Below are 25,303 nucleotides of genomic sequence, written 5' to 3'. Positions count from 1 at the left end.
TAAAGTAATTTCATAAGAAATTACCCAATAGATAAGGGAATATTATGGGTCTATCAACGCCAGGTATTGGATCAGGTTTAGACATTAAATCAATGGTTGAAGGCCTGGTAAAAGCTGATCTCATGCCATTACAACTAAAACATGATAAAAAATTAAATTCTGTTAATACCGAGTTGTCTGCTTTTGGTCAATTGAAAAGCGCTATATCAACTTTTCAATCAACACTTAATTCTCTATCTTTTATTAGCGAATTTAATCAAATGAATTGCCTAATAAACGAACCTGGATATGTCTCTGCATCCATTACGGGTTCAGGACTGGCAGTTGAAGGATTATATCAAATACAAGTCCAACAATTAGCCCAAGCACAAAGCCTCGCCAGTGGTTATTTCACCAACAGCAGTACTTCAGTAGGTAGTGGCAGTATGACCATTAACTTCGGAACATACAGTAATAATAACACAACGTTCACACAAAATACTGCAGCCTCCCCAGTAACAATTAATATTACCTCAGGAAACGATAGCCTAACTGCAATTTGTGATGCAATTAATGCCACAAATTCAGGTGTAACAGCATCGATTGTACAAGATAGTCTAGGTTCAAGATTAACCTTGACCTCATCAGAAACAGGTGAAAATTACGCGATGCAAATTACAGGCAGCCTCACTGCGCTTAATTATGATCCTACAACAAATAATGTTCCTTTAACCCAGACGATGGCAGCTCAAAATAGTTTAGTAAAAATTAATGGATTACTACTCAATGAGAGCAGCAACCAAATTGAAGGTGCTATAACAGGCGTCACCCTCGATCTACAACAAGCAGATCCAGCAACGACTATCACGTTAACTTTGGAAAAAGATGTCGAGCATGCGAAGGGTTTAATTAATGATTTCGTCAAAAAATATAATGATTTTATGAAATTCATCACCAACTTAACTGGTTTCGATATGGAGACCAGAAAAAAAGGGGTGCTGCAAGGGGACAGTAAACTTAGAGAATTGAAAACCAACCTATATAACTTGGCCACCACCCCATTAACTGCAGTTGGACCAATCCAAAGCCTCGCCGACTTGGGGATTACCACGGATAAGCATGGCTTATTAGAAATCGACCCAGAAATGTTGGATAAGGCTATTGATACCAATTATCAATCAGTAGGTAATCTATTTGCAAAAAAAATTACAGCTACTGATCCAAACATCAAAATCAATTCCATGGATACTGAGGTCGCAGCAGGAGCATATGATGTTGTGTTAGGTGAATATACTCCTGGAGTGAGTATGTCAGGGACTATAGGTGGCATTTTAGCTAATTCAACCGATGGAATTACTCTGAATGGTACAGGCGATTACAGTACCTTATCGATTGATGTGCTTTCAGGACAAGCTGGAAATAGAGGCCAAATTATCATTAGTGATGGTTTGGCCTCGTTGATTGATGGCTATTTGGAGTCCTTAGTGGACGAAGATGGGGAAATTGAAGAAAGAATAGACCGATTAAATAGTCAAGCAAAACAATTAGATGAAATGCAAGAACGCATTAATGATCGGAGTATTACTCTTGAAAAAAGATATTATAAACAATGGAACGCCGTCGATCTCTTAATTTCACAGATGCAAAACACCAGCAATACGCTGACTCAAATTTTGTCGAACCTCCCCAAATTGAATACCAACAAATAAATTGGAGCATGATTAATGAAAAAACCTTATCAACAAGTTATAAATCAATATAAAACAATTGAACTACAGACTCGTATTGATGCTGCTTCCCCCCATGAATTAATTAATTTGTTGTTACAAGGCGCCCGAACTCATATTGCTACGGCACAAGGTAATATTGAACGCAAGGAAATACAAGAAAAGGGAGAGCATATCAGTAAAGCGTTAAGTATCATTGAAGGTTTAAAAAACAGCTTAAACCGTGATCAAGGTGGGGAAATAGCAGATAACTTACTCCAATTATATGGACATATCGAATTTTTGTTATTAAAAGCCAATCTTAATAATGACAAAGAACTGTTAGCACAATCGAATTCATTGCTTGCGCAATTGCATGATGCGTGGCAAAAAGTTAGCCCTGCTCATCCAGAATCGGATTCATCACGCCCGTCTTGACCGACAATCAATCCAGCCAGAAACAGCGTAGAGAAAACAGCCCGAGCACAACAAGGAGCTGTTCGTGTTGTAGCTACGGTATTACGATGGGGAGATACCCCATCGCTATATTGAAGATGACGAGCGCTTCAACTTTTTTCAAACAAGCGCCATTATTCGACATTGAATCAAGGTATGTCTGATCTCATTTCAATTAATTGTCAACTCACTGAAATAATTGAAAAAACTTTATTTTGAAAATCACTACAGATTTGCAATTTTATGCTAGACTTTACCACGAGTGGTTGCAGTATATTCCACGTTTTGTTGTTTAATCATTAATCAAAGGAAGAATATTTAAATGGAACAATTAAAACATACATTTTTAAAATCTACCCTTGCAGTTGCCTTATTCGCATCAAGCTCCGCTTTTGCGGCTGGGGTTACCAGTGGACAACTCGTCATCATTAATGGCCTTGGTAATGTGGACTCCACTTCAGGCAACGCTGGAAGTACGGCTTCAAGTATATCTGTTGTAGTATCAGACAGTACTGGACCATGCTCAACTACTGCAACCGTTGCTTATAATGGTACTGTAACTGTCAAATGGGCTGCTTCAAATACACACAGCTCAACTTCATGTACTGGTATCAGTTCTGTAGCAATAACACCACTTAAAACATCAATTGGAACTGTTTCAACAGTAGTTTATGACTCTGTAACCACAACAACAGTCCCTGCAACTACAGCAACAGCTACAACTTTTACACCTCCAACTACTGCTTATGCTAACTTAGCACTTATTGTCACTGGAACTGGAAATCCGAGTTCTGCTGTTACAGCCTCTGCAACAACATGGGGTGTAGGTGCAGCATCAGCTCCAGTTTTTGACACTGCAAATGGGGCTCTAACGACTGTAGGTGTTCCTGGTGCTTCAGGTACATATGGAGTCAGAGCAGAAGAAATCATGAGACACTTTGCAATTCTACCCTTTCTAGGTTAGCAAATAATTAAAAACACAGATCCTCATATAAATTGTTAGTCAAACGCTGCAGCTCGCTGGCTCAAGAATTTACGAGGATTTGTGTTTTTATGAAACTTCACTGCTTCTCTGTCATCTTAGCGCCGTTTTAATCTTAAGTAACTTTTCCCTTTTTTTCACTAAGGATTATCCTTAATATTCCTCCTTATAAATACCAGGTCCATTTGCCCAATGTTTTTTCTACTTAATTTATTCGCAACAAATAGAGGCTTATTTCATTTTAAAGTTATTTTTTAAAGTGCCGCTATAGAGATCACAATGACCCTAATTGAGATCATTCATGAAGAATATGATATCAATGACCGTCTCAATCGCTTTACTAACATTTAGTCAACTCGCTCTTGCCTACACACGGTACGGTGAGACTTTATGCAATTCACCGGATTATTTCTGCATGAAAATTAAAAATGGCGAAACTTGGGAAAAACTATTTCCGAATGCCGAAGAGCAAGATATGGTACGACGAATTAACCGCATGAATACCTCATTGCGTCCAGGAATGACTATTGCTGTCCCCAAAAACATCGATCGACTCACAATATATGACGTTTCTCCTTTTCCAAGATATATTGAATCTACAGGAGAAAAAGCAATTTATGTGAGTCAAAAAAAATTAGCTTGGGCTGCCTATGATCAAGATGGAGAGCTACTCTGGTGGGGACCAATTTCTTCAGGGATAGGAAAATGTCCTGGAGTTATAGGGGGGTGTAGTACTCCCACCGGCTCATTTCGAATTATTCGCAAACAAGATATAGACTGCGTGTCCACTGTATTTCCAAGAAGAGCTGATGGTAATGACGGCGGGGCTTTAATGCCCTATTGCATGCATTTTTTTAGAGGCTATGCCTTGCATGGAAGTTACGATGTACCTGGTTTCAGAGCAAGTCACGGCTGTGTCAGAATGTTTATTGAAGATGCACGTTGGCTTAACGAAGAGTTTATCGATCTTCCTGGTGATGGCATGAAAGGTACTCGTGTAGTCATTGAGCCCCCTGATGATCCAAACGAACAGTAGACAAATAATGTACAAAATGTTAACATTTTATATGGTGAATTTTATATATTTGTGTGTTAACGTTGCGGGTTGACTTTGTAATTTAAAAAACTGCATTTAGAAGTGACGCGAGGTTTCAACAATCGAACCTACGGAGCTATTCCCAGTTTTTATTCAAAATACATACTTCGCATACTCACAAAGTAAAATTTTAGAGTACGCTATGGTCTAAAAAGTAAGGTGGAGTAAGCCTACCGATGAGCTTCTTTGAATTGAAGAATCCCTCAGTATAATTGACCAAAGTCAGACTCAATCCTTACTTTATGATTGAAGTGGTAGATACAAAATCAATTTCATATCAATGAATTTGGAGAATGATAAAAGCATGGAACAATACAATACACGGTCCGAATCAGTAATTAATTTTGGGATTCAATCGATAATGCCTTGGATGGTATGGGGTTTAGGTTGTTTATTTTATTTTTACGAATGTCTTTTACAAGTATCACCCAGCGTTATGAGTAATGAACTAATGAGGGATTTTGCAGTTACCAGCCAAACATTAGGAATTCTATCGGGTGTCTATTTCTATTCCTATGCCGCAATGCAATTACCTGGTGGTGTATTAATGGACTATTTCGGTCCGCAACGATTATTAACCCTGGCGACTATTGTTTGTGCTGTAAGTACTATTGCCTTTGGCATGACCAATAACTTTTTTATGGCCTGTGTCGCCCGATTGATGATAGGTTTTGGTTCGGCTTTTGCGGCCGTAGGTACCATGAAACTCGCTGCAAATTGGTTTTCTTCACAACGGTTCGCCTTGCTAACAGGTCTAATGGTTACCATAGGAATGTTAGGAGCGATTGGCGGTGAAGCACCTTTAGCATTATTGATTGATGGTTTTGGCTGGCGTCAAAGCATGCTCATTATGGGAACTATTGGTCTTGTTCTTGCGATCCTAATTAGTGTGATTGCTAAGGATACTCCTAAAAATCATGAGATCACTCACCATCATCCTATTGAAGAAGAACCTTTAATACCCAGTTTATTGTCGCTAATCAAAAATAAACAACTTTGGTTAGTTGCTTGCTATGGCGGCCTCATGTACATGGCAACCCCAGTTTTTTGCGGCTTATGGGGTGTTCCCTTCCTGATGACTAAAATGGAGATCACCAAAACGGCTGCTGCAAATTATATTTCATTAGTGTTTATTGGTTGGGCGATTGCCAGCCCCTTATGGGGAATTTTTTCAAATCGTATTGGCTTACGCAAACCACCTATGTACATTGGATGCATCGGTGCACTTATCTGTTCCACGATTTTCATTTTTGCTCCCATTAATAATGAAATCTATATGGAACTGTTATTGTTCGCATTTGGCATATTTTCCGCAGGTTTTTTGCCCGCATTTACTGTAGCAAAAGAATTGTGCAATAAAAAATATGTGGCTACGGGCTTAAGCTTTATGAACATGATGAATATGATAGGTATTGCACTGGCACAACCCCTGATTGGTTTTATTCTTGATCGAATGTGGAAAGGTGAACTGAATGGGAATGTTCGGGTATATCCATTGGAAGCGTACTATACCGGACTTGCTATTCTTCCAATAGGAATGCTTATTGCCTTAATTATTTTACCAAAAATTAAAGAAACTTATTGCCAAAGTGTACATTAATGAAATAATACGACACTTCCTGGAATAAAGTAGCCTGGGCACAGCAAAGCAGTCTTTTATTCATTTTAAAATCCCATCTCCGGTTTCGGGAAAGGGTTAGGATTGAGGTTAATCCTAGTTATTCGCTAATCCGCCCTATTGGGCTCCTTTTTCTCGTGTGAGAAAAAGGATAAGCAAGACTGCTTTGCTACACTCAGATACATTTTTAAAGTAGATTTGATATGGCTAAAAAACTATACATCAAAACCAACGGCTGCCAGATGAATGAATACGATTCAACTAAGATGGCAGAAGTTTTGTTGCAATCACATGGCTTAGTTAAAACGGAGCACGTTGAAGAAGCCGATGTGATATTACTCAACACATGCTCTATTCGTGAAAAAGCACAAGAGAAAGTTTTTTCTCAATTAGGGCAATGGCGTGAATATAAAGCCAAAAATCCTCACGTAGTGATTGGTGTAGGTGGCTGTGTTGCGAGTCAAGAAGGTGAAGACATCATTAAAAGAGCTCCTTTTGTCGATATCGTTTTTGGCCCACAAACATTACACCGACTTCCCGCATTACTCAATGAGCGCGCGGAAAAGAAAAAACCGGTAGTTGATATCAGTTTCCCGGAAATTGAGAAATTTGACCACCTGCCAGCACCAAGAGCTGAAGGTCCAACTGCATTTGTTTCGATTATGGAGGGTTGCAGCAAATACTGCAGCTTCTGTGTTGTCCCCTATACCCGTGGTACTGAAATAAGTCGTCCTTTTGATGATGTACTGGCTGAATGTTATCAATTAGCAACCCAAGGCGTGAGAGAAATCAATTTATTAGGACAAAATGTCAATGATTACCGTGGCATGATGGAAAATGGTGATATCGCTGACTTGGCTCTTTTAATTCATTATCTTGCTGCTATAGAAGGAATAGGGAGAATTCGTTTTACCACGTCACATCCTTTAGCGTTCTCAGATAATTTGATTAATGCTTATGCAGAAGTACCAGAATTGGCGAATCATCTCCATCTACCGGTACAAAGTGGTTCTGATCGTATTTTAGGGTTAATGAAACGCGGTTATACTGCTTTGGAATTTAAATCTAAAATCAGAAAATTGCGTAAGGTACGCCCCGACATTCGTTTATCTACCGACATTATTGTTGGTTTCCCAGGAGAAACAGATAAAGATTTCCAAGACACTATGGATTTGGTTCATGAAATAGGTTTTGATACTTCTTTTAGTTTCATCTATAGCCCAAGACCGGGTACTCCTGCAGCGAATTTGCCAGATGACACGCCGATGGAAGTGAAAAAGCAAAGACTGCAAATATTGCAAAATAGACTACTGCTCAACGCTTCTCGTTACAGCCAATCCATGGTTGGAAGTACACAAAAAATATTAGTTACTGGTCATGCTAAAAAAGATGCCCAGCAACTTTCCGGCCGGACTGAATGCAATCGAGTCGTTAATTTTGACGGTCCAGCTCATTTAATAGGCCAGTTCGTCAATGTGCAAATTAATGATGCATTACCTAATTCATTAAGAGGGCGTCTCATTGAAGTTGAGATTGAAACAATTTGATGATTGAGCATATTCATAGACAATTAAAGGTTCCACGCGAGTACCATAATCAACGAATTGACAGTGTGCTCGCACACTTACTTCCTGATTATTCGCGCTCACAAATCAGCAGTTGGATTAAAAATGGTGCAATAACACTCAATCAGAGATCCTGTAAACCTAAAGACAAAACTTTAGATGGAGATTTGATTGAGATAAATGTTAACTTCACTTTGTTGGATAAGGATTTTAATCAGTGCACCCCGGAAAAAATTCCTTTAAATATTGTTCATGAAGACGAAGACATTTTAGTACTCAACAAACCTGCTAATATGGTCGTTCACCCTGGAGCAGGAAACAAAAATCATACTTTGGTGAATGCCTTGTTACATCATGCCCCATCCTTACAACACTTACCTAGAGCAGGCATCATCCATCGATTAGATAAAGATACAACCGGTCTGTTAATTGTAGCAAAAACGTTACCCGCTCATACTTCTCTAATACGTCAAATGCAAGCCCGGGAGATACAACGTCATTACATTACTTTAGTGCAAGGCCATATTATTTCAGGGGGCATCATTGATACAGGGTTTGGCCGACATCCACGAAATCGATTAAAAATGGCCGTGCAAGAACAAGGAAGACAAGCAATAACTCATTATTCAATAAACAAACAATATCAGGACTTTACCTTACTGGATGTTCAGCTAATGACCGGACGAACTCATCAAATTAGAGTTCATTTATCCTACATCAATCACCCTGTTGTCGGGGATCCGCTGTATGGAGGTCGAATGCGGTTTCCAGCCCATGCAAAAGAACAGTTACGAACTGTACTCCAAGAATTTAAACGACAGGCACTGCATGCGCGTACGCTCTCATTGTATCATCCAAAAACAGAAAATGAGTTGACGTTTACAGCTCCAATACCTGATGACTTTCAATTTCTTCTTAACACATTGGACGAGCATTATGAAGAATAACCTAGCAAATTGGCCAGCGCCAAAGAACATCACTGCTTTAAGCACAACACGTCTATACGGCTATAGCCAGGCCCCCTATGACAGCAATAATATGGGTTTGAATGTGGGGGATAATGAACAGCACGTGTTGCAAAACAGACAACAACTGGTGGAATTGTTGCACCTACCGGGCGAACCCCAATGGTTACATCAAACGCATAGTACGCTTTGTGTTATTGCTGAAGAAGATGCCAATAGAAACGCAGATGCCTCTGTAACCCGCTCCATGAATCATCCTTTAGCAATTCTTACCGCCGATTGTCTGCCGATCATGCTTTGTAACGTACAAGGTACCGAAATAGCCGCAATTCACGCTGGTTGGAAAGGACTAGCTTATGGTATTATTGAAAATACATTGGATAAGATGAACAGCTTGACATCCGATGTACTCGCCTGGATAGGACCATCAATCTGTCAAAAATGTTATGAAGTGGGTGAAGAGGTATACCAAACGTTTACCGATACTTATCCTTTAAGTAGACAAGCATTCAAGCCTGTTAATGGAAAATGGCTCGCTAATTTACCCCTAATCGCTGAAATTATTTTGACTTCAAGGGGTATAAAAGCAGTGTATCAGTCTGAATTATGCACTTTTGAGTTAAAAAATGAGTTGTATTCCTATCGAAGAACATCACAAACAGGTAGAATAGCTACCTTAATCTGGTTTAATGATCAACCTCAGGACTAATAATTATGATAAAACATATCAAGTTCATTATAAGTACCCTGCTTCTTATCTCAGCCTCATTCACTTATGCGGCCAATGAAGCAGCCCCAACGGCAATGCCCAGTTTAGCCCCAGCATTGAAAAACATCATGCCGGCCATTGTAAATGTTGCAGTACAAGGCTATCTGCCTGCAAATACAACACCCCCTGGCACTGATGATGAAGCGCAAAACAACAAAAAACGTCAGCAACCGAATGCCGAAAAAGGACGTAAATTTGAAAGCATAGGTTCTGGTGTCATAGTGGATGCGCAAAACGGGATCATTATTACGAATGATCACGTCATCCGTCATGCAGAGCTGGTCACAATTACGTTGCAAGATGGTCGACGTTTAAAAGCAAAACTGATTGGCAGTGACAGCGAAACTGATTTAGCTATACTAAAAATTAATGCTACCAATTTAAAATCCTTACCTATAGGTGATTCTGATCAGCTGCAAGTGGGTGATTTTGTAGTGGCAATTGGTAATCCTTTTGGTTTAAACAGTTTTGGTAACAGTCAGTCTGCAACATTTGGTATTGTCAGTGCCTTAAAACGCAGTGATTTAAATATCGAAGGTGTAGAAAACTTCATTCAAACTGACGCGGCAATTAACCCAGGTAATTCTGGTGGTGCATTAGTTAACACAAAAGGAGAATTGATTGGGATTAATACTGCAATTCTTTCTCCTTATGGTGGCAATGTGGGAATTGGTTTTGCAATCCCCATTAACATGGCCAAAGATGTTGCCCAACAAATAATCAAATTTGGCTCAATTCATCGAGGTTTAATGGGTATATTTGTTCAACATTTAACCCCAGAGCTTGCTCATTCATTAGGATATCCTGAGGATTTTCAAGGTGCCTTGGTATCACAAGTTAATCCAAACTCCCCTGCTGAACGTGCTGGTTTAAAATCAGGTGATATAATTACCCAAATTAACAACACAAAAATCACACAGGCAACTCAGGTAAAGACTACCATTAGTCTATTACGTGTCGGTTCCAATGTGAAAATGGTTGTTCAGCGGGATGGAAAGACAATCACTCTGGATGCAGTCGTCACTGACATTAAGTCTCATGAACAAAAAATGCAATCAGAGAATCCGTTCCTTTATGGACTGGCATTAAGAAACTTTGAGCAAGAGACCCCTCCTCATGGAAACGTGGTTGGTGTCCAAGTTGTCGGTGCTTCAGAAACAAGTGCAGGATGGCGTGCTGGTTTAAGACCCGGAGACATCATTATCTCTGCAAACAAAGCTCCTGTTAAAGACGTTAAAACGTTGCAACAAATTGCTCAACAGAAAAAACAAGAGTTATTGGTTCAAGTATTACGTGGACCAGGTGCTATGTACTTACTCATCATCTAACTTTCTCAAAGCTAGCCTGGGTGAAGCGCAGCTGAGCCCAGGATTTCACCCTAAGTGCTCCTCAAATAATCTTTCCTGCCCAATAAGCTGATATAGAATGTACCGATTCTATTTGTTCTATTTCTTATGACCTTGTCTCTATTATGGATACAGCGAACAGGCCTAAGCACGTATTTATTCCTTATTCTTTTGTTTTATAATCATTCAATTGCATTATTTCTAATTAAGTGAATTTATGAAATGTAGAGGTAGAAAATATAAAAGCTTAGAGAGAATATGAAAAAAATCCAAAAAAATAGAATAACAGTATTGACAATTTTCCATTAAAACGACAAAATCACGCGTCTTGTGGCTATGTAGCTCAGCCGGTTAGAGCGCGGCACTCATAATGCTGAGGTCGGTGGTTCGAGTCCACCCATAGCCACCATTAAATCAAATAGTTACGTAAAATATGCTTCCCCTTAGTTGGTTAAGAACCAATAAATTAAAATCAACAGCTCCTTTATTTTTCAAATAAAAAATAGTAGTAAATCCCGATTTTCAGGCTTTATTGAGAACTTATAAAACGAGATCAGCATGGGAATGAGTAATGGCCTCCAGACAAAGTACCGTTGACTTTATCATCGATCAAACCGCTAAAGCCGGAAGTGTTTATGCGAAAAAGATGTTTGGTGAATATGCTATTTACTGCGATAACAAGGTCATTGCTTTAGTTTGCGATGATCAATTATTCGTGAAACCGACTCATGCGGGCAAAGCATTTATCAATAACTATGATGAAGGCATTCCCTATCCAGGTGCAAAGCCCTATTTAGCCATCTCAGCAGAGCTATGGGAAGAAAGCGAATGGTTGACTCATCTCTTTAAAATTACAACACTAGAAGTGCCTATGTCGCAAAAGAAGCGCGTCATTAAGAAATAAACTTATAAAATAGAATATTATGAATCCTCGCGAATCACTCCATTTTAAGCCCCTATGTGAACAGGATATCAACCGTCTTTACTCTTGGTTCCAGGAACCTATCATTAATCAATGGTACGCTCGAGGAACAATTTGGTCACTTGAAGCAATAAAAAGGAAATACTTACCGAGAATTCAGGGTCAAGATAATGTTCCTAGTTTTATAATTAACTTAGATAAACAAGCCATAGGCTTTATTCAATATTATTGTTTCAAAGATCATTTCCCTGAAGGTGTTTTGCATCCTAATAATTCCTTATTTGATATCTATCGACTGAATGAATTGGTCGGCTTGGATCTCTTTATTGCCTCAAATGAACATCGCGGTAAAGGATTAGGTAGACACATCTTAGATAGGTTTACAGAGAACCTGGCGAATACTTTTTTTGCTGCTGTCGTTGACCCTGAGATTAATAATTACCAAGCGATTCACTGTTATGAAAAAGCGGGATTTAAGCGCACTGAGTATAGTGAGGATAAACATCATCTGCCTCTGCTGAAAACGTTACGATAAGGGGCGATACATATGAGTATACAACAAACAATCAATCCAGTAATACTGCAAAAAGTCACCCAAATGCTTCAACACTTTTTTATGGCAGAAATTGAAATTGATTCTTTACAGTTTTTAAGTGAACCAGATCGTCGAAATATTGTGTTACGGATTATGCTGAACAGCAACCTGAGCACCATCCCCAAAAGCATCATTTTCAAACAATCATTACCTGAGAAATCAGCGACGGATGACCAAGATGCCTATGCGCGTTTTGCCCGCGACTGGGCCGGACTGGAGTTTGCCAATCAAATTCACCAAAACATGCATAATGTTCCACATTTTTATGGTGGTGATAAAGAACATCGATTTATTCTTATCGAAGATTTAGGAAAACGGCATATCAGTTTAGTTGACACATTAACACTTCCGTATAGAGATAGGGCGATTCTTGCATTAAGACGTTTTATGAAAGCATTAGGAAGCTTCCATGCGGCAGGTTTTGCTAAAACAGCACGCTACGAAGCGATTTTAAGTCAAATTCATGGGAGCGCCGAAACGCATCACGAAGAGTTAGATTTCACTCGTACTGATTTACTCGAGAAACTACGCACAACGACTAAAAATCTCAATCTGACTTTAACAACAGAATGCATCAATGAATCTACTTCACTGATTGAATCATTACTTAAACCGGGTCCATTTACTGTTTTAACTCATGGGGATATTTGTCCCGATAATGTTTTCGACCATGAAGAAACAGGTGATTTACAACTGATTGATTTTGAATGGGCCTTTGTACGCAATGCCCTACTGGATGGTACGTATCTTAGAATGAGCATGCCGACATGTTGGTGTGCTCAAGCGATCCCCGAGGATGTCATATCCCCTCTCGAGATTATTTATCGAGAAGAACTGAAACGAACTATTCCTGCGGCATCAGATGAATTGGCTTATGCTAAAGCGTATACTGAAGCCTGTGGTTTTTGGTTATTACAACAAACACTCCCTTTTCTTAATTCCACTCTAGAAAAAGACAGAGTGGGTCCTTCAGGCCCTACTCCAGAAAACTCATTATGGAATGCCGAAGAAAATTGGGTAAGGCCAAGAGTTGTATCACGTTTGCACGCATTTATTCATGTTGCATCCAGGAATAACTTATTACCTCATTTAAGACAAATGGCAGAGAGCATACTCTTTGAAATTAAAAAACATTGGACTGGTGCAAAACCCTTAGAATTTTATGCGGCCTTTAGAGCATCCGATCAAAAGTTTTACATTAGACTTTTTGAAGCAGGCGATGAAGCGGAAATCTACCAGCTTTTTTATGATACAGTCCACTATGTCAACTGCAAGGATTATACCCAAGAACAACTCGATGCATGGGCCCCTAAAAATCCCAATTTGATTGAATGGCAAAAATCTCTTGCTAAAAACTATACCTTTGTCGCAATTCATATAGAAAGTGGCAAGATTGTTGGATTTTCAGACTTAGAAGAAAATGGTTATCTCAATCGTGGGTATGTGCATAAGGACTATCAAAATCAAGGAATTGGGAAAGCCTTACTCGAGGCTCGTGAGCATAAAGCAATGGCTTTAGGAGTCCGAGAACTCTTCTCTGATGTCAGCATTACAGCGAAACCATTTTTTGATCATCATGGTTACATTACTGAAGCAAGACAAACTAAAGAAATGGGTGGCACAACATTTATAAACTATAGGATGATAAAAAAATTGACGCCAAGAGCCCAATAACAAATAAGCTGGGTAAAAAATACGACTTTCTAAGTGTCGAAACGACTTCAAAGTGGCTCTGTAGTATGAATCAAAAACAAAAATTATTAATAAATGCCTACGTGAGCAGCAATTAATATTATTGTATTCACATAGGTAATTTACATTTATTCATTAACCTCATACTTATAAATTATCAACTAATCATAGATACTTTAGATTGAATTTTTGTTATGTTTAATAAGAAACAAATGGTACCCAATTCTTTAAATTTAATTTTAAAATAGAAGAATAAAACATTATGGAACGGTTAAAATCCTATTTTCTGAAAGACACTACCCTGAGAACCGAAGTCCTTGCGGGGATCACCACTTTTTTAACAATGGTTTACATTGCGTTCATTAACCCAAGCATTCTTCATGATGCTGGGATGGATCAGGGAGCCGTATTTACAGCGACATGCCTTATTACTGCCTTTGCTTGTCTTCTTGCCGGCCTATTTGCCAATACCCCCATCGGCATTGCCCCTGGTATGGCTTTGAATATCTTTTTTTCCTATACAGTAGTACAAGGAATGGGCATACCCTGGGAACAAGCCTTGGCAATTGTGTTTCTCTCAGGCGTTTTATTTTTTTTAATGTCGCTCACCAGTCTGCGACGTCTTTTAATTGAAGCCATTCCCTACAATTTACAAATTGCTATCCTAATAGGGATAAGTCTCTTAATTGCGCTAATTACTCTAGAAAATAATCAAATTATAATCGCGGACAATCATAATTTAATGCGTCTTGGTGAAATCAATCGTCCTGAAACCGGATTATTTTTCTTAGGCTTTCTTCTAATACTCACTCTGGATTTTTTTCAAATACCTGGGGCAATTATCCTCGGCATACTGAGTATTACTGCTTTAAGTTTGTTAATGGGTTTATCTACCTGGCAAGGTTTAATTTCCATGCCCCCTTCCATGCAAGCCACCTTTTTAAAGCTTGATTTTTCTGGCCTCAATACGGTGCTCGCCATAAAAGCCACATTCACCTTTTTTTTAATTGCTGTATTTGATGCCACAGGCACATTAATCGGTTTATTGAATCCGTCCGTATTCAAGCAACAAAAAAATTATGCGAAACGTCTTAGTAACTGTTTAACAGTGGATGCAGCCGCTTCTGCTGTGGCAGGGTTACTGGGTTCAGCAAGTACGTCTCCCTATATTGAATCTGCGGCAGGTATTGAAGCAGGCGGACGAGGTGGTATCACCGCAATCGTCATAGCAATCGGCTTCATCCTCATGCTCTTTTTCTCCCCTTTAGCGCGAATGATCCCTAATTTTGCTGTCGGTCCTGCGCTTCTTTATGTAGCGTGTTGTATGATGAAACACCTCACTGATATGAAATTACAGGATGTGAGTGAAACTGCGCCCTGTATGGTTACAATAATGATGATTCCCTTTACTGCATCAATTGCAGATGGAATTGGTGGAGGGATAATTCTTTATACGCTGTTAAAACTATTAACCCGACAAAAAATTAATTTTTTACTCTTTATATTGAGTATTGTTTTTGTAGTATTCTTCCTGGTCAGTTAAAACAGGTTGAGCTGATTTTCCTGTACATTTTGCAAAAATAATCACAAGGATATTTTTATTATGTCCATGAAATGTTCTGTATTTATCGCTACCAGTGTTGATGGATTTATCTCGCGCCATGATGGCTCTATTGATTGGCTCATGAAAGTTAATTCTGTTGTACCCGAAGGTGAGGATGGTGGTTATAAATCCTTTATCGCGACCGTTGACGGATTGATCATGGGCCGACATTCTTTTGAACAAGTATTATCATTTGATGAATGGCCATATGGAACACTCCCAGTAGTAGTCATGAGTAGTAAGGGAGTAACTATTCCTAAGCACTTACAAAATTACGTTTCTTCATCGTCTGAATCGCCCACTGCCCTCGTTCATCGCTTGGCAAATCAAGGAATGAAACATCTTTATATTGATGGAGGAATCACAATTCAAAAATTCATTGGTGAGCATCTCATTGATGAAATAACCATTACATTGATTCCTGTTTTAATTGGTTCGGGTCGATCATTATTTGGTCCACTGAAAGAGGATGTCGAACTGGAACTTTTGGAGACAAAGAATATTGGCTGCGGTATTGTACAATTGAAATACTCTATTCTTAACACCAACACGTTAGATAATAAAACCTATTCAATTTAAGGTTGTTGACGGAACCGTTTCGTTCGTGTAGAAAAGTTTAGGGCCTGTTTATTATTCCTTTGTCCGAGATAGTAGAATTGTATACAGACCCTACTGAGCTTGCTCTGCCCTATCAGCTCAACTGAATTGTTGTATGTAATCACCAACTCACTCACCTGGAGATTCGCATGACTAAATTTTTCGATAGAAAAACAAGAACCTTATTCATTACCGGAGGAAAAACAAATGAGGCGGACTTATCAGAAAATCCGTTAGTTCAATTACCAGATTCTGATGAAATGCCTGCAGCTCCCGTACTTCGGAGACAAAACGCAGTATTATCACGATTTTTTGAACGACAATACATCAGTTCATCAGGAGAAGAACTCCATGGCAATTTTGATTTAAAGGATCAGAGTAATGCAGATCTCGTAGAAGTGATAGACACGATTTATTGTCCTTAATCCTTTCCCAGAATCGGATAGAGCCTTCTCCAACATTGAGGTAGAAGGCCCCCCCTAAATCAAGTTCGTTTTTTGTTATTATTTAAAGTTTGAATTGTTTTTAAAAGCATATACATTTACCAAACTCTTTGCATATAATGCGTTAAGATGATATTTAAAATGTACAATTAAGTGTTCATTATCATCTTAGCCGTCATTCAATTCTTTATTTAATTAGGATGAAAAAATATGAATAATTCAAGAACGCACGGGCATCAGCAAAACGCACACCAACACAATCACCCATCCACAATACAACAACCACCAACTACAGTAATTGTTACAAATCCCGTACACGCAAACCATCCTAATGGTTTCTTCCCACCTCATCACCATGCTCATCATCCCTACCAACACTCACAACAACATCATCATCAGCATCATCAACACCATGATTCACATACTCATACCCATCACTCTCCCTAGCCAAAATAAGGTCCCGGATAACGTCATACAATCCGGGATTAATAAGTTATTTAATCCCACTTTATTTATTCGAGAGTAAAATAAATGAGTAACTAAGCGTATTTCATTAATTTCTTAACAATTAAGATAATCTTAAAGCAAAATAGAAAAATGCTTCAAAATACCTTCAGTTACTCGCCAAAAAAGCTATGGTAAGTTTATAAATTTAGTTATTATGTTATTCACTTATGATTTTGCGGTTTTTCAATGCGCTCGATAGTAATTATAATTTTAATATTTATTTGCTCTGCGTTAACTCACGCAAACGAAATTAATATTTCCACTACAACGAAGAACGGGAATACTATTTTTTACCTGCAAGCAGGAGCGTTTAATTTAGAAAAAGATGCAAAACAGCGTGAAAAGGAACTGTCTGCCCTTGTTAGTGAACATGTAGAAATTAAGAACCTATCCGATAAAAAACTTTATCTTGTGCAAATAGGCCCTATTAGCGATTACCTTACAGCGCGGGAGCTGCAGAATAAACTGTCCCAAAAGATCATTGCCCAGAAAAATCAACAAAATAACAATCAAGCCCCCTCTCCAATACCAACGAATCAATCTGAAAATGAGAGCGCAGGTGAGCAAACACAAACGCTCCCCCCGAATGGCCAAATATGGAATTTAAGAAACGCAGATATTCGAGCGGTCATCGCTGAAGTATCACGCGTTACTGGAAAAAACTTTGTCATTGATCCTCGAGTTCAAGGAAAAATATCGATTGTATCGTCAACACCAATGAATAATAATGAACTCTATCAGGTTTTTCTTTCAGTTTTACAAGTCTCAGGCTACGCCGCGATACCCAATGGTGCAATCGTTAAAATTATTCCTAATATTGATGCGAAAACTCAATCACCTGATCTTCTGGATGAACTGAGACATCCACCGCGTGGCGATGACATGATGGTCGCGGTTGTGCCCGTTCATTATGTTCCGGCAGAGCAATTAGTGCCTGTTTTGCGTCCGTTAATGCCACAATGGAGCAGTATCTCTGCGTATGCCCCCTCAAACATGCTCATCCTGTCAGGAAGAGCGAACAACATTCATAGTCTTGCAGACATCATCAAACAAGTAGATAACTCGTCTGCAAATGGCATCGACATGGTTCATTTACAACATTCTTTAGCAATGGACATTGCAGCCACTCTAAAAGATTTAGTAAAAACCCAACCCAGTATGGGAGCAGCACGCACTCAATTAACTGTAGCCGCTGATGATCGTTCCAACTCTCTATTAATCAGTGGTTCAAAAACAGATAGGATCCGCATTAGGATGTTAATCTTAAAGCTGGATAAGGAAAGCTCTGCAGGGCTTAACTCCAATACTCAAGTCGTCTATCTGAATTATCTCCGAGCAGAGGACCTGGTGCCAATTCTTGCCGGTATTGCTCAAGCAAATTTCAGCGGTAATGTTGGGACAACCATTGGTACTGTCACTCGACCTGCTTTAGACAGTACTAATCCTGCCTCCAATCTTGTGAGTAATAGTGGTTCTAATCAAAGCCCTAGTTCTAACTCTCCATTTCCAACAGGTGCTTCCCCATTAACATCACCTGGGGCTACCGGAAACACCTCATCAACAACATCACAGAATGAGGGTACTACAAAACCATCAGTACAAATTATTGCTGAGCCCAATACCAATTCCATCATTCTTAATGCACCAGCATCTGTGATACGAATTCTGAAAAAGGTAATTAGCCAACTGGATATTAAACCGGCGCAAATTCTTATTGAGGCATTAGTCGCCGAAATAAATCAAGAGGACGTCAATGACTTAGGCATAGAATGGGGTAGCCAGCAACAAACAGGAAAACCAGGTAGCTTTAGACCTGGATTTGCTATAATTAACAGTAAAACCCGACTTGATGATTTTCAAGCTCAAATATACGCCTTGGCAAGAGAAAATAAAGCGAACATTTTATCAACACCTTCAGTAGTAGTACTTGATAATCGACAAGCTAAAATTTTGGTAGGTAAACAGGTTTCGATTGCATCCACCACCCAACCCGCCAATGCGGGAGGTACAACAAATAATGGCGTACCATTTACTACTTTTGATCGGGTTAACGTTGCATTACATCTTTATGTCAGACCCCAAATTACGCGTGGCGAAGGTATTCAAATGCAAATTGATCAAGGAAATGACACTCTGGATCCGCCGGTTGTTGCTCCGAATACAACTACTCCAACATTTAGAATTAGTAGCATAGTTACTTCAGTTCATGTTGATAGTGGAGACATCGTTGTTTTAGGAGGTTTGACCCAAGACAGTCTGGGTAATGATGATAACCGTATCCCCGTATTAGGCGATATACCCGGTGTAGGTCGCATTTTCAGACGGAATGTAAATTCACGCGAAAAACGTGTGCTGATGGTCTTTATTAAACCCATTATTTTACGTAATGAACGAGATAGTATGCATATGACCAGTGAAAAGTATAATAATGTACGTCAATACGAACTGGATTGGTTGAGATCACAAGATGCATTTGTACAAAGTAATAATGCTACGGTAATGCCTGCTTTAAAACAGGCAGAATTACCTAAACCGTTTAATCGTCCCCCTTTATTAGCAACGAAATAAACTATGGAACATGAAGATAAATCACTGAAAATCCCATACAGTTTTGCAAAAAACCATGGGATTGTTGTTGCCAGTGAAATGAGTGATAACCATGTCCTTGTTTATTATTTACCAAATACCCCTTTGCAAGCACTTGCTGAAATAAAACGATTATTACAATGTGAGTTTACTTTAAAACAAGTCGATGAATCTGCTTTTCAACAACATTTAGCGCATGTCTATCAATCAAAATCATCCATATTAGAAGCGGCCGGCGGTATGGAGGATGATATGGATCTTTCGTTACTAGCAAGCCAACTACCAGTAAGTGAAGATTTATTGGAAAATCAAGATGATGCACCAATAATTCGCTTATTGAATGCATTATTTACTCAAGCAATAAAACAAAAGGCATCTGATATTCATATCGAAACTTATGAAGATCGCGTATTAGTACGTAATCGAATTGACGGTGTGTTACATGAGGTTTTAGAAATTCAACGTGCCATAGCGCCTTTAGTGATTTCTAGAGTTAAAGTTATGGCCAAACTGGATATCGCAGAAAAACGTATTCCACAAGATGGTCGTATTTCACTACGTATTGGTGGACATAATATTGACGTTCGGGTTTCCACCCTTCCCTCTAACCATGGTGAACGTGTTGTTTTAAGAATTCTGGATAAGCAAGCGGCCCAATTGGATTTAAATCTCTTGGGTATGCCTGAACCAACCGTAAAAGCCATGCGACGAATGATCGCTGAGCCGCATGGCATTATTTTAGTTACGGGCCCCACTGGTTCAGGTAAAACTACTTCCTTATATGCCATGTTGACGGAGTTAAATGAGGTCTCACGTAATATTCTAACCATTGAGGATCCTATAGAATATGATCTTGAAGGAATTGGCCAAACTCAGGTCAATACTAAAGTACAAATGACCTTTGCTAAAGGTTTAAGAGCGATTCTCAGACAGGATCCAGATGTGGTCATGATCGGAGAAATTCGTGATTTGGAAACGGCTGAAATTGCAGTTCAGGCAAGTCTGACAGGACACTTAGTACTTTCAACCTTACATACAAACAGTGCTCTAGGCGCATTAACTCGTTTACGTGATATGGGTGTTGAGTCCTTTCTCCTCTCTTCAAGTATTGTTGGGCTTATCGCACAACGACTGGTCAGAAAATTATGTCACCAATGTAAAACCCCACATCAATTAAGAGATGATGAAAAAGAACTGATGGGACTGGCGCCTGATGCAGACACGTCAAACGTTTTTGAACCAAAAGGCTGTGACTTCTGCAATCATCTAGGCTACAAGGGGAGAACTGGGATTTATGAATTGATACCTATTGATGAGACCTTAAGGGGAATGATCCACCGCAATGAACATTTACAGACGATGGAAAATTACCTACGTCCAACTACTCCCAGTATTCGCGATGATGGATTTAAGCGTGTACTCGTCGGAGACACTTCCCTTGCCGAAATTCTTCGGGTAACAACGCAAAGTTAGTCGATACATTTTTGGAAAAATAGATAACATAAACTGAAAAACGTATTTCCTATTTATCAATAGAAAACTCCTATGAAAATCAAAAACTAATGGTTACTATATAGGATATAGATGGCTTCAATACTAAGAACAGGTTTATGGATCTGTTTTTTAAATATTTAGGATATGCTGCCAAATAAACAGGGACTTCTTATGCGGCTTTGGATCAAAGGATTTATTGGTTTTAGTTTATGCTCTTTAGCATCCTGCACTGTCTCGCTGCCACAACAAAGCCAAGTTAAAAATATAAAACCCGTTCCAAATATAGAACATTCCATTAAAAAAAACCTGCAAAAAAAAGCGATTTTTTCCAAAGGAAAATGGCCTACTAGACAATGGTGGTTGGCTTATAATACGCCTGATTTGAATACTTTGATTACAGAAGCGTTAATGAATAACCCTTCAATTCAAGAGGTCAAGAGCCGAGTTACGGTTGCAAAGCAGCAAGCAAGGGTTACGCGATCACTATTATTTCCTTTAATATTTTTTGATGCAGATGAAAACCGACAATATGTAAGCCAAAACGGATTATATCGCGCTTTCAATCGTAGATTTCCTTTGAATGCGACACTTTTAGATCTCTCTCTTTCATTTAATTATGATTTCGATTTTTGGGGAAAAAACCGAAATCTTTTCCGCGCATCGCTGGGAGAAGCAAAGGCTCAAGAAGCGGAAGAAGCAGACGTGGAATTAATAACCAGTACTGCAATCGCTCAAGTTTTTTTTGCATATAAAACCAATCTTATACGAAAAAAATTATTCACGCAGTTAATTGATGTTCGCCAAAAAATTGCAACATTACAAAAATTATTAGTAAAAAAAGGACTTTCTTCAAAAATACCTGCATTAGAAACTTCAGAACAATTGCTTGAAGCCCGAAAATTACTATCGAGCATTAATGATGAACTTTCTGCTAACAAGCACTTAATTAATACCTTAGCGGGACGCAGTCCGGATAATCCCCTATTGATTGACTCAGCGCTTCCCAAATTACCCAAAACGCTAAAAATTCCTCCAATTTTGCCGTTAGATTTCTTAGCCCGCAGACCGGATCTCATGGCGCAAATTTGGCGAGCCAAAGCCTTGGCCTACAAAACAGGGGCAGCTATGGCAGAATATTATCCTAATATAAACCTAATTGGCCTTGTTGGCCTTGAAAGTACCAAATGGAGAAAATTTTTGGATATATCAAGTGGGACAGCAGCCCTTAGACCCGCTCTCGATTTACCTATTTTCACTGCAGGCGCCATACGGGCAAATATCAAAGCAAATAAAGCGCAATTTGATGCAGCAATTGCTGCATACAATAATTTACTTCTATACAGCACTCAAGAAGTTCTTGATGTACTGGCATTTGCCGAAGACATTTATCAACAAAAAAAGGAACAAAATCAAGTGGTTGAGTTTGCAAAACAACGTTATGAGTTAAGTTATTTGCGCCAGAAAAAAGGTTTAGATAGTGTACTTGATGTGTATTTGTTCCAAGAAGATGTGATTCAAAAAAAACTTGTTGATGTGGCTTTACTTTATAACCAATACCTAGCCTCGATCAAATTAACCAAAGCTTTGGGAGGAGGTTACTATCAAAATACCATACCCTTGGTGAAAAACTCATGAACAAAAAGTCCCCTTCTTTTTATTTTACAATCATGGTCATCGCTCTGTTAATTTTCCTTTTTTTGTATTGGCTTTTTGTATGGAGAATCGAAGTCTATACCAATGATGCTTACGTACAGGGAAATCAGGTTTACATCAAATCATTAAAACCAGGATTTGTCACAGGCATTTATACAGATGATAGTTTTCTAGTAAAAAAAGGACAACTTCTCGTTTCATTAAATGAAACAGATTCTCTGATCGCTCTAGAAAAAGCAAAAAAGAAACTTGCCAAAACAGTACGAGATGTATGCCAAGCATTCCATGATGTATTTGTATTGGCTGCAGAAATTGAAGTGAGAAAAGCAATACTCTTAAAAAGCCAGCAAAACCTCAAACATCGTTATGATGTCATTGGTGCCAAAGCGATTTCTTTGGAAGACTATCAAAACGCTCAAGATGATCTTAAAGCCGCGACAGCCGCATTAAAAAGCGCTAAAAACAATTACCAAAAAGCGCTCGCTTTTGTACAAGGAACGTCGATTGCAGAACATCCTTGGGTTCAAGCCGCTGCACAAGAGGTACGTAATGCCTGGGTCCAGCTCTATCGATGTAAAATTTATGCCCCAGTAGATGGACTTGTAGCACAAAGGACGATTCAAGTGGGTATGTGGATTTCACCCAAAGAACCCCTCATGGCCATTATTCCTCTGGATCAAGTATGGGTTAATGCCAACTTTAAGGAGACACAACTCAAAAAAATGCGTATCGGTCAAAGCGTTACTTTTACTTCTGATCTTTATGGATCGAGTGTTGTATACCACGGAACAATTGTTGGTTTACCAGGAGGCGCGGGTAATGTTTTTTCACTATTACCTCCTGAGAATCTCTCTGGTAATTGGATTAAAATCGTACAAAGATTGCCTGTTCGTGTTGCTTTAAATCAAGACGAATTAAAAAAATTTCCATTACGAATTGGTCTTTCCCTAGAGGTTACCGCAAATCTATCCAATCAGAATGGACCTTTGGTACCCACGTCAACTAAGGGTTCACCTCAATACGTCACTGATATTTTCCAAAAAGAAGAAATAGGCAATGAGCATCTTATCGCACATATAATTCAGAGTAATTTAGATCCTAATCTTCAGAAATACGCCAATACCCCGCTGATGATCAATCAAGCTGTCTTAAATGGAACGGAGCGATGATTCTCTATATTTTACTCTTATCATTGGCTGCGGTAATTCTAAATCTGACTTTAACCATAATGGCGGGTCTCTATATTGTCAGTGATCTCGGCGGTAGTCCCTATATGACCTCTTATACTGTCAGTTTCTTTTGTATTGGCAACTTACTCGGGGTGCCGTTAGGCAAACCTGCTGTGACTCGATTAAGCCCCATTCAACTTTATGTGGTATGTCTCAGTCTTACTGCTTTTTTCTCATGGGAATGCGCTACCGCTAGTGATTTTTTTTCTTTTATCTTATTTAGGTTTTTAGAAGGATTTGCTTCAGGACCAATGTTTCTTCTTATTACCTATACACTTATTCCTTTACTTTCAGAGAATAAAGATAATGTCTTTATCGTTTCCTTAGTGTTGATTTGTCTGTCAATCATTCCTGTACTTGGTGCTTCATATGGCGCCTGGATTGCTTACATCTACGATTGGCGATTTCTTTTTTATTCAAACATACCAATTTGCTTGTTTTTTATTGCATATGTTGGTTATGGCTATAGAAAATATCACGAACCAGTAAAGAAAACCTATTTTGACACGCTCGGATATTTTTATTACTGCATCAGCATGGTTTTTATTTTAAGCGCGTTAACAACTGGCCAGGAGTTAGATTGGTTTCGCTCTCCTTTAATCACTTTTTTACTTATTTCTGGTTTTATCAGCTTTATATTTTTTATTTTACGGAGTTGCTCAGCGCAACATCCCGTCATCGACTTAAAATTGCTTAAAAATTTTTATTTTTCCCTTGCTATGATCTATATCATTTTATTTTTTGCACTCTACTTTGGCATGGTGATCTTATTGTCATTATGGTTGAAGCTTTATGTTAATTATACTCCTGATTGGATCGCACTAATTATTGGAACTATGGCATTTTGTGGGTGGATCCCTGTACTCATCAATAAGAAACAATATGACCCATTTTTTCCATTAATCATTGCCTTACTTTTTTTTGCTATTTCGTGCTTCTATACCACCTACTTCAATGTGGAAATTGATTTTAGGCGGATCGCTTTTTCCCGCGTATTAGCCGGTATAGGACTCGCATTGTTTTTATCACCACTGTTTCAGATGACCGTAAACGCCTTTCCTGAGACAAAGCGTGCTGAAAGCATAAGTTTCTTCCACGTCTCAAGATTACTTGGCAGTGGTTTAGGAGTCGCGTTATTTTCTATTTTATGGCACAGACGGGAAGTTTTTTTTCATCTTCGCTTGGGAAGTCGTTTGACTGCGTTTTCCCATGAAACACAACAGTTTTTCGAACGAGCAGAATTTTTTCATCTTCAAGGAAAAAATGCATCTGCTCAATTAAATGCTTATCTTACGCGACAAGCCACTGCTTTGGCATTGGATGATTGTTTTTATCTCATGGGGTGGATGGTTCTTTTTTTATTATTTTTTTTAATTATTATTTTTTTATTACGTACTAGAAGAAGCAGGACTCAAGCAAGCAAAGACAAGCGATTAATATTAGATGAAGGTATTCCATAAAAGAACTGTAGCTTGGGTTAAGCTGCACTAACCCAAGCTA

General features: G+C 38.8%; 21 protein-coding genes and 1 tRNA gene. All 22 read left to right on the top strand.

The window, feature by feature from the left end; genetic code table 11:
• Positions 1-44: 44 nt before the first annotated feature.
• The 22 genes from fliD to OQJ13_RS15330 all read left to right on the top strand — a co-directional run bounded on the left by fliD (position 45) and on the right by OQJ13_RS15330 (position 25,263).
• Positions 45-1,688 carry a flagellar filament capping protein FliD gene (gene fliD / locus OQJ13_RS15435; protein ID WP_265711740.1) on the top strand — a complete coding sequence of 548 codons (1,644 nt, stop codon included), beginning with the start codon at positions 45-47 and terminating at the stop codon, positions 1,686-1,688.
• 15 nt (positions 1,689-1,703) lie between these two features.
• Positions 1,704-2,123 carry a flagellar export chaperone FliS gene (fliS, locus tag OQJ13_RS15430; RefSeq protein ID WP_265711739.1) on the top strand — a complete coding sequence of 140 codons (420 nt, stop codon included), beginning with the start codon at positions 1,704-1,706 and terminating at the stop codon, positions 2,121-2,123.
• Between the two features lie 340 nt (positions 2,124-2,463).
• Positions 2,464-3,105 carry a hypothetical protein gene (locus tag OQJ13_RS15425; protein WP_265711738.1) on the top strand — a complete coding sequence of 214 codons (642 nt, stop codon included), beginning with the start codon at positions 2,464-2,466 and terminating at the stop codon, positions 3,103-3,105.
• Positions 3,106-3,424: 319 nt separating this feature from the next.
• The gene (locus OQJ13_RS15420) at positions 3,425-4,159 is read left to right on the top strand and encodes a L,D-transpeptidase (RefSeq protein ID WP_416209916.1); all 735 of its coding nucleotides are present in this window, start codon (positions 3,425-3,427) and stop codon (positions 4,157-4,159) included.
• 364 nt (positions 4,160-4,523) lie between these two features.
• Complete coding sequence (locus tag OQJ13_RS15415; protein ID WP_265711737.1) at positions 4,524-5,819, top strand: MFS transporter; 1,296 nt, start codon at positions 4,524-4,526, stop codon at positions 5,817-5,819.
• A 221-nt stretch (positions 5,820-6,040) separates the two neighbouring features.
• Positions 6,041-7,384, top strand: coding sequence for a tRNA (N6-isopentenyl adenosine(37)-C2)-methylthiotransferase MiaB (gene miaB / locus OQJ13_RS15410; RefSeq protein ID WP_265711736.1), 1,344 nt, complete (start codon positions 6,041-6,043; stop codon positions 7,382-7,384).
• Positions 7,384-8,349, top strand: coding sequence for a 23S rRNA pseudouridine(1911/1915/1917) synthase RluD (gene rluD / locus OQJ13_RS15405; RefSeq protein WP_265711735.1), 966 nt, complete (start codon positions 7,384-7,386; stop codon positions 8,347-8,349). Before miaB ends, rluD begins: the two co-directional genes overlap by 1 nt.
• A complete protein-coding gene (gene pgeF / locus OQJ13_RS15400) occupies positions 8,339-9,076 on the top strand; it encodes a peptidoglycan editing factor PgeF (protein WP_265711734.1) in 738 nt (245 codons plus the stop codon). Before rluD ends, pgeF begins: the two co-directional genes overlap by 11 nt.
• Positions 9,077-9,081: 5 nt before the next feature.
• Positions 9,082-10,464, top strand: coding sequence for a Do family serine endopeptidase (locus tag OQJ13_RS15395; protein ID WP_265711733.1), 1,383 nt, complete (start codon positions 9,082-9,084; stop codon positions 10,462-10,464).
• A 350-nt stretch (positions 10,465-10,814) separates the two neighbouring features.
• Positions 10,815-10,891 (top strand) — tRNA-Met (locus OQJ13_RS15390).
• A 162-nt stretch (positions 10,892-11,053) separates the two neighbouring features.
• On the top strand, positions 11,054-11,386 hold the full coding sequence (locus OQJ13_RS15385; protein ID WP_028381893.1) for a TfoX/Sxy family protein: 333 nt from the start codon (positions 11,054-11,056) through the stop codon (positions 11,384-11,386).
• Positions 11,387-11,405: 19 nt separating this feature from the next.
• Positions 11,406-11,939: a GNAT family N-acetyltransferase gene (locus tag OQJ13_RS15380; RefSeq protein ID WP_265711732.1), complete on the top strand. Its 534-nt coding sequence runs from the start codon at positions 11,406-11,408 to the stop codon at positions 11,937-11,939.
• A gap of 12 nt (positions 11,940-11,951) precedes the next feature.
• Positions 11,952-13,673, top strand: a complete 1,722-nt coding sequence (locus OQJ13_RS15375; RefSeq protein WP_265711731.1) for a GNAT family N-acetyltransferase — start codon at positions 11,952-11,954, stop codon at positions 13,671-13,673.
• 280 nt (positions 13,674-13,953) lie between these two features.
• A complete protein-coding gene (locus OQJ13_RS15370; protein ID WP_265711730.1) occupies positions 13,954-15,234 on the top strand; it encodes an NCS2 family permease in 1,281 nt (426 codons plus the stop codon).
• A gap of 60 nt (positions 15,235-15,294) precedes the next feature.
• Positions 15,295-15,873, top strand: coding sequence for a dihydrofolate reductase family protein (locus OQJ13_RS15365; protein ID WP_265711729.1), 579 nt, complete (start codon positions 15,295-15,297; stop codon positions 15,871-15,873).
• Between the two features lie 167 nt (positions 15,874-16,040).
• The gene (locus OQJ13_RS15360; protein WP_265711728.1) at positions 16,041-16,316 is read left to right on the top strand and encodes a hypothetical protein; all 276 of its coding nucleotides are present in this window, start codon (positions 16,041-16,043) and stop codon (positions 16,314-16,316) included.
• A 228-nt stretch (positions 16,317-16,544) separates the two neighbouring features.
• Entirely contained in the window at positions 16,545-16,781 is a 237-nt protein-coding gene (locus OQJ13_RS15355; protein WP_265711726.1) for a hypothetical protein, read from the top strand.
• Between the two features lie 246 nt (positions 16,782-17,027).
• Entirely contained in the window at positions 17,028-19,409 is a 2,382-nt protein-coding gene (gene lspD, locus OQJ13_RS15350; RefSeq protein ID WP_265711725.1) for a GspD family T2SS secretin variant LspD, read from the top strand.
• 3 nt (positions 19,410-19,412) lie between these two features.
• Entirely contained in the window at positions 19,413-20,900 is a 1,488-nt protein-coding gene (gene lspE / locus OQJ13_RS15345) for a GspE family T2SS ATPase variant LspE (protein WP_265711724.1), read from the top strand.
• A gap of 192 nt (positions 20,901-21,092) precedes the next feature.
• A complete protein-coding gene (locus OQJ13_RS15340; protein ID WP_265711723.1) occupies positions 21,093-22,556 on the top strand; it encodes an efflux transporter outer membrane subunit in 1,464 nt (487 codons plus the stop codon).
• Entirely contained in the window at positions 22,553-23,743 is a 1,191-nt protein-coding gene (locus OQJ13_RS15335; RefSeq protein WP_265711722.1) for an efflux RND transporter periplasmic adaptor subunit, read from the top strand. The genes OQJ13_RS15340 and OQJ13_RS15335 overlap by 4 nt, the downstream gene beginning before the upstream one ends.
• Positions 23,740-25,263: an MFS transporter gene (locus OQJ13_RS15330; protein ID WP_265711721.1), complete on the top strand. Its 1,524-nt coding sequence runs from the start codon at positions 23,740-23,742 to the stop codon at positions 25,261-25,263. The genes OQJ13_RS15335 and OQJ13_RS15330 overlap by 4 nt, the downstream gene beginning before the upstream one ends.
• The last annotated feature ends 40 nt before the right edge of the window (positions 25,264-25,303 follow it).

It is taken from the genome of Legionella sp. PATHC035 (genome assembly GCF_026191115.1).
Taxonomy (GTDB): domain Bacteria; phylum Pseudomonadota; class Gammaproteobacteria; order Legionellales; family Legionellaceae; genus Legionella.
Note: the sequence above shows the minus strand (reverse complement) of the source record. Positions and strands in the feature narration are given on the sequence as shown.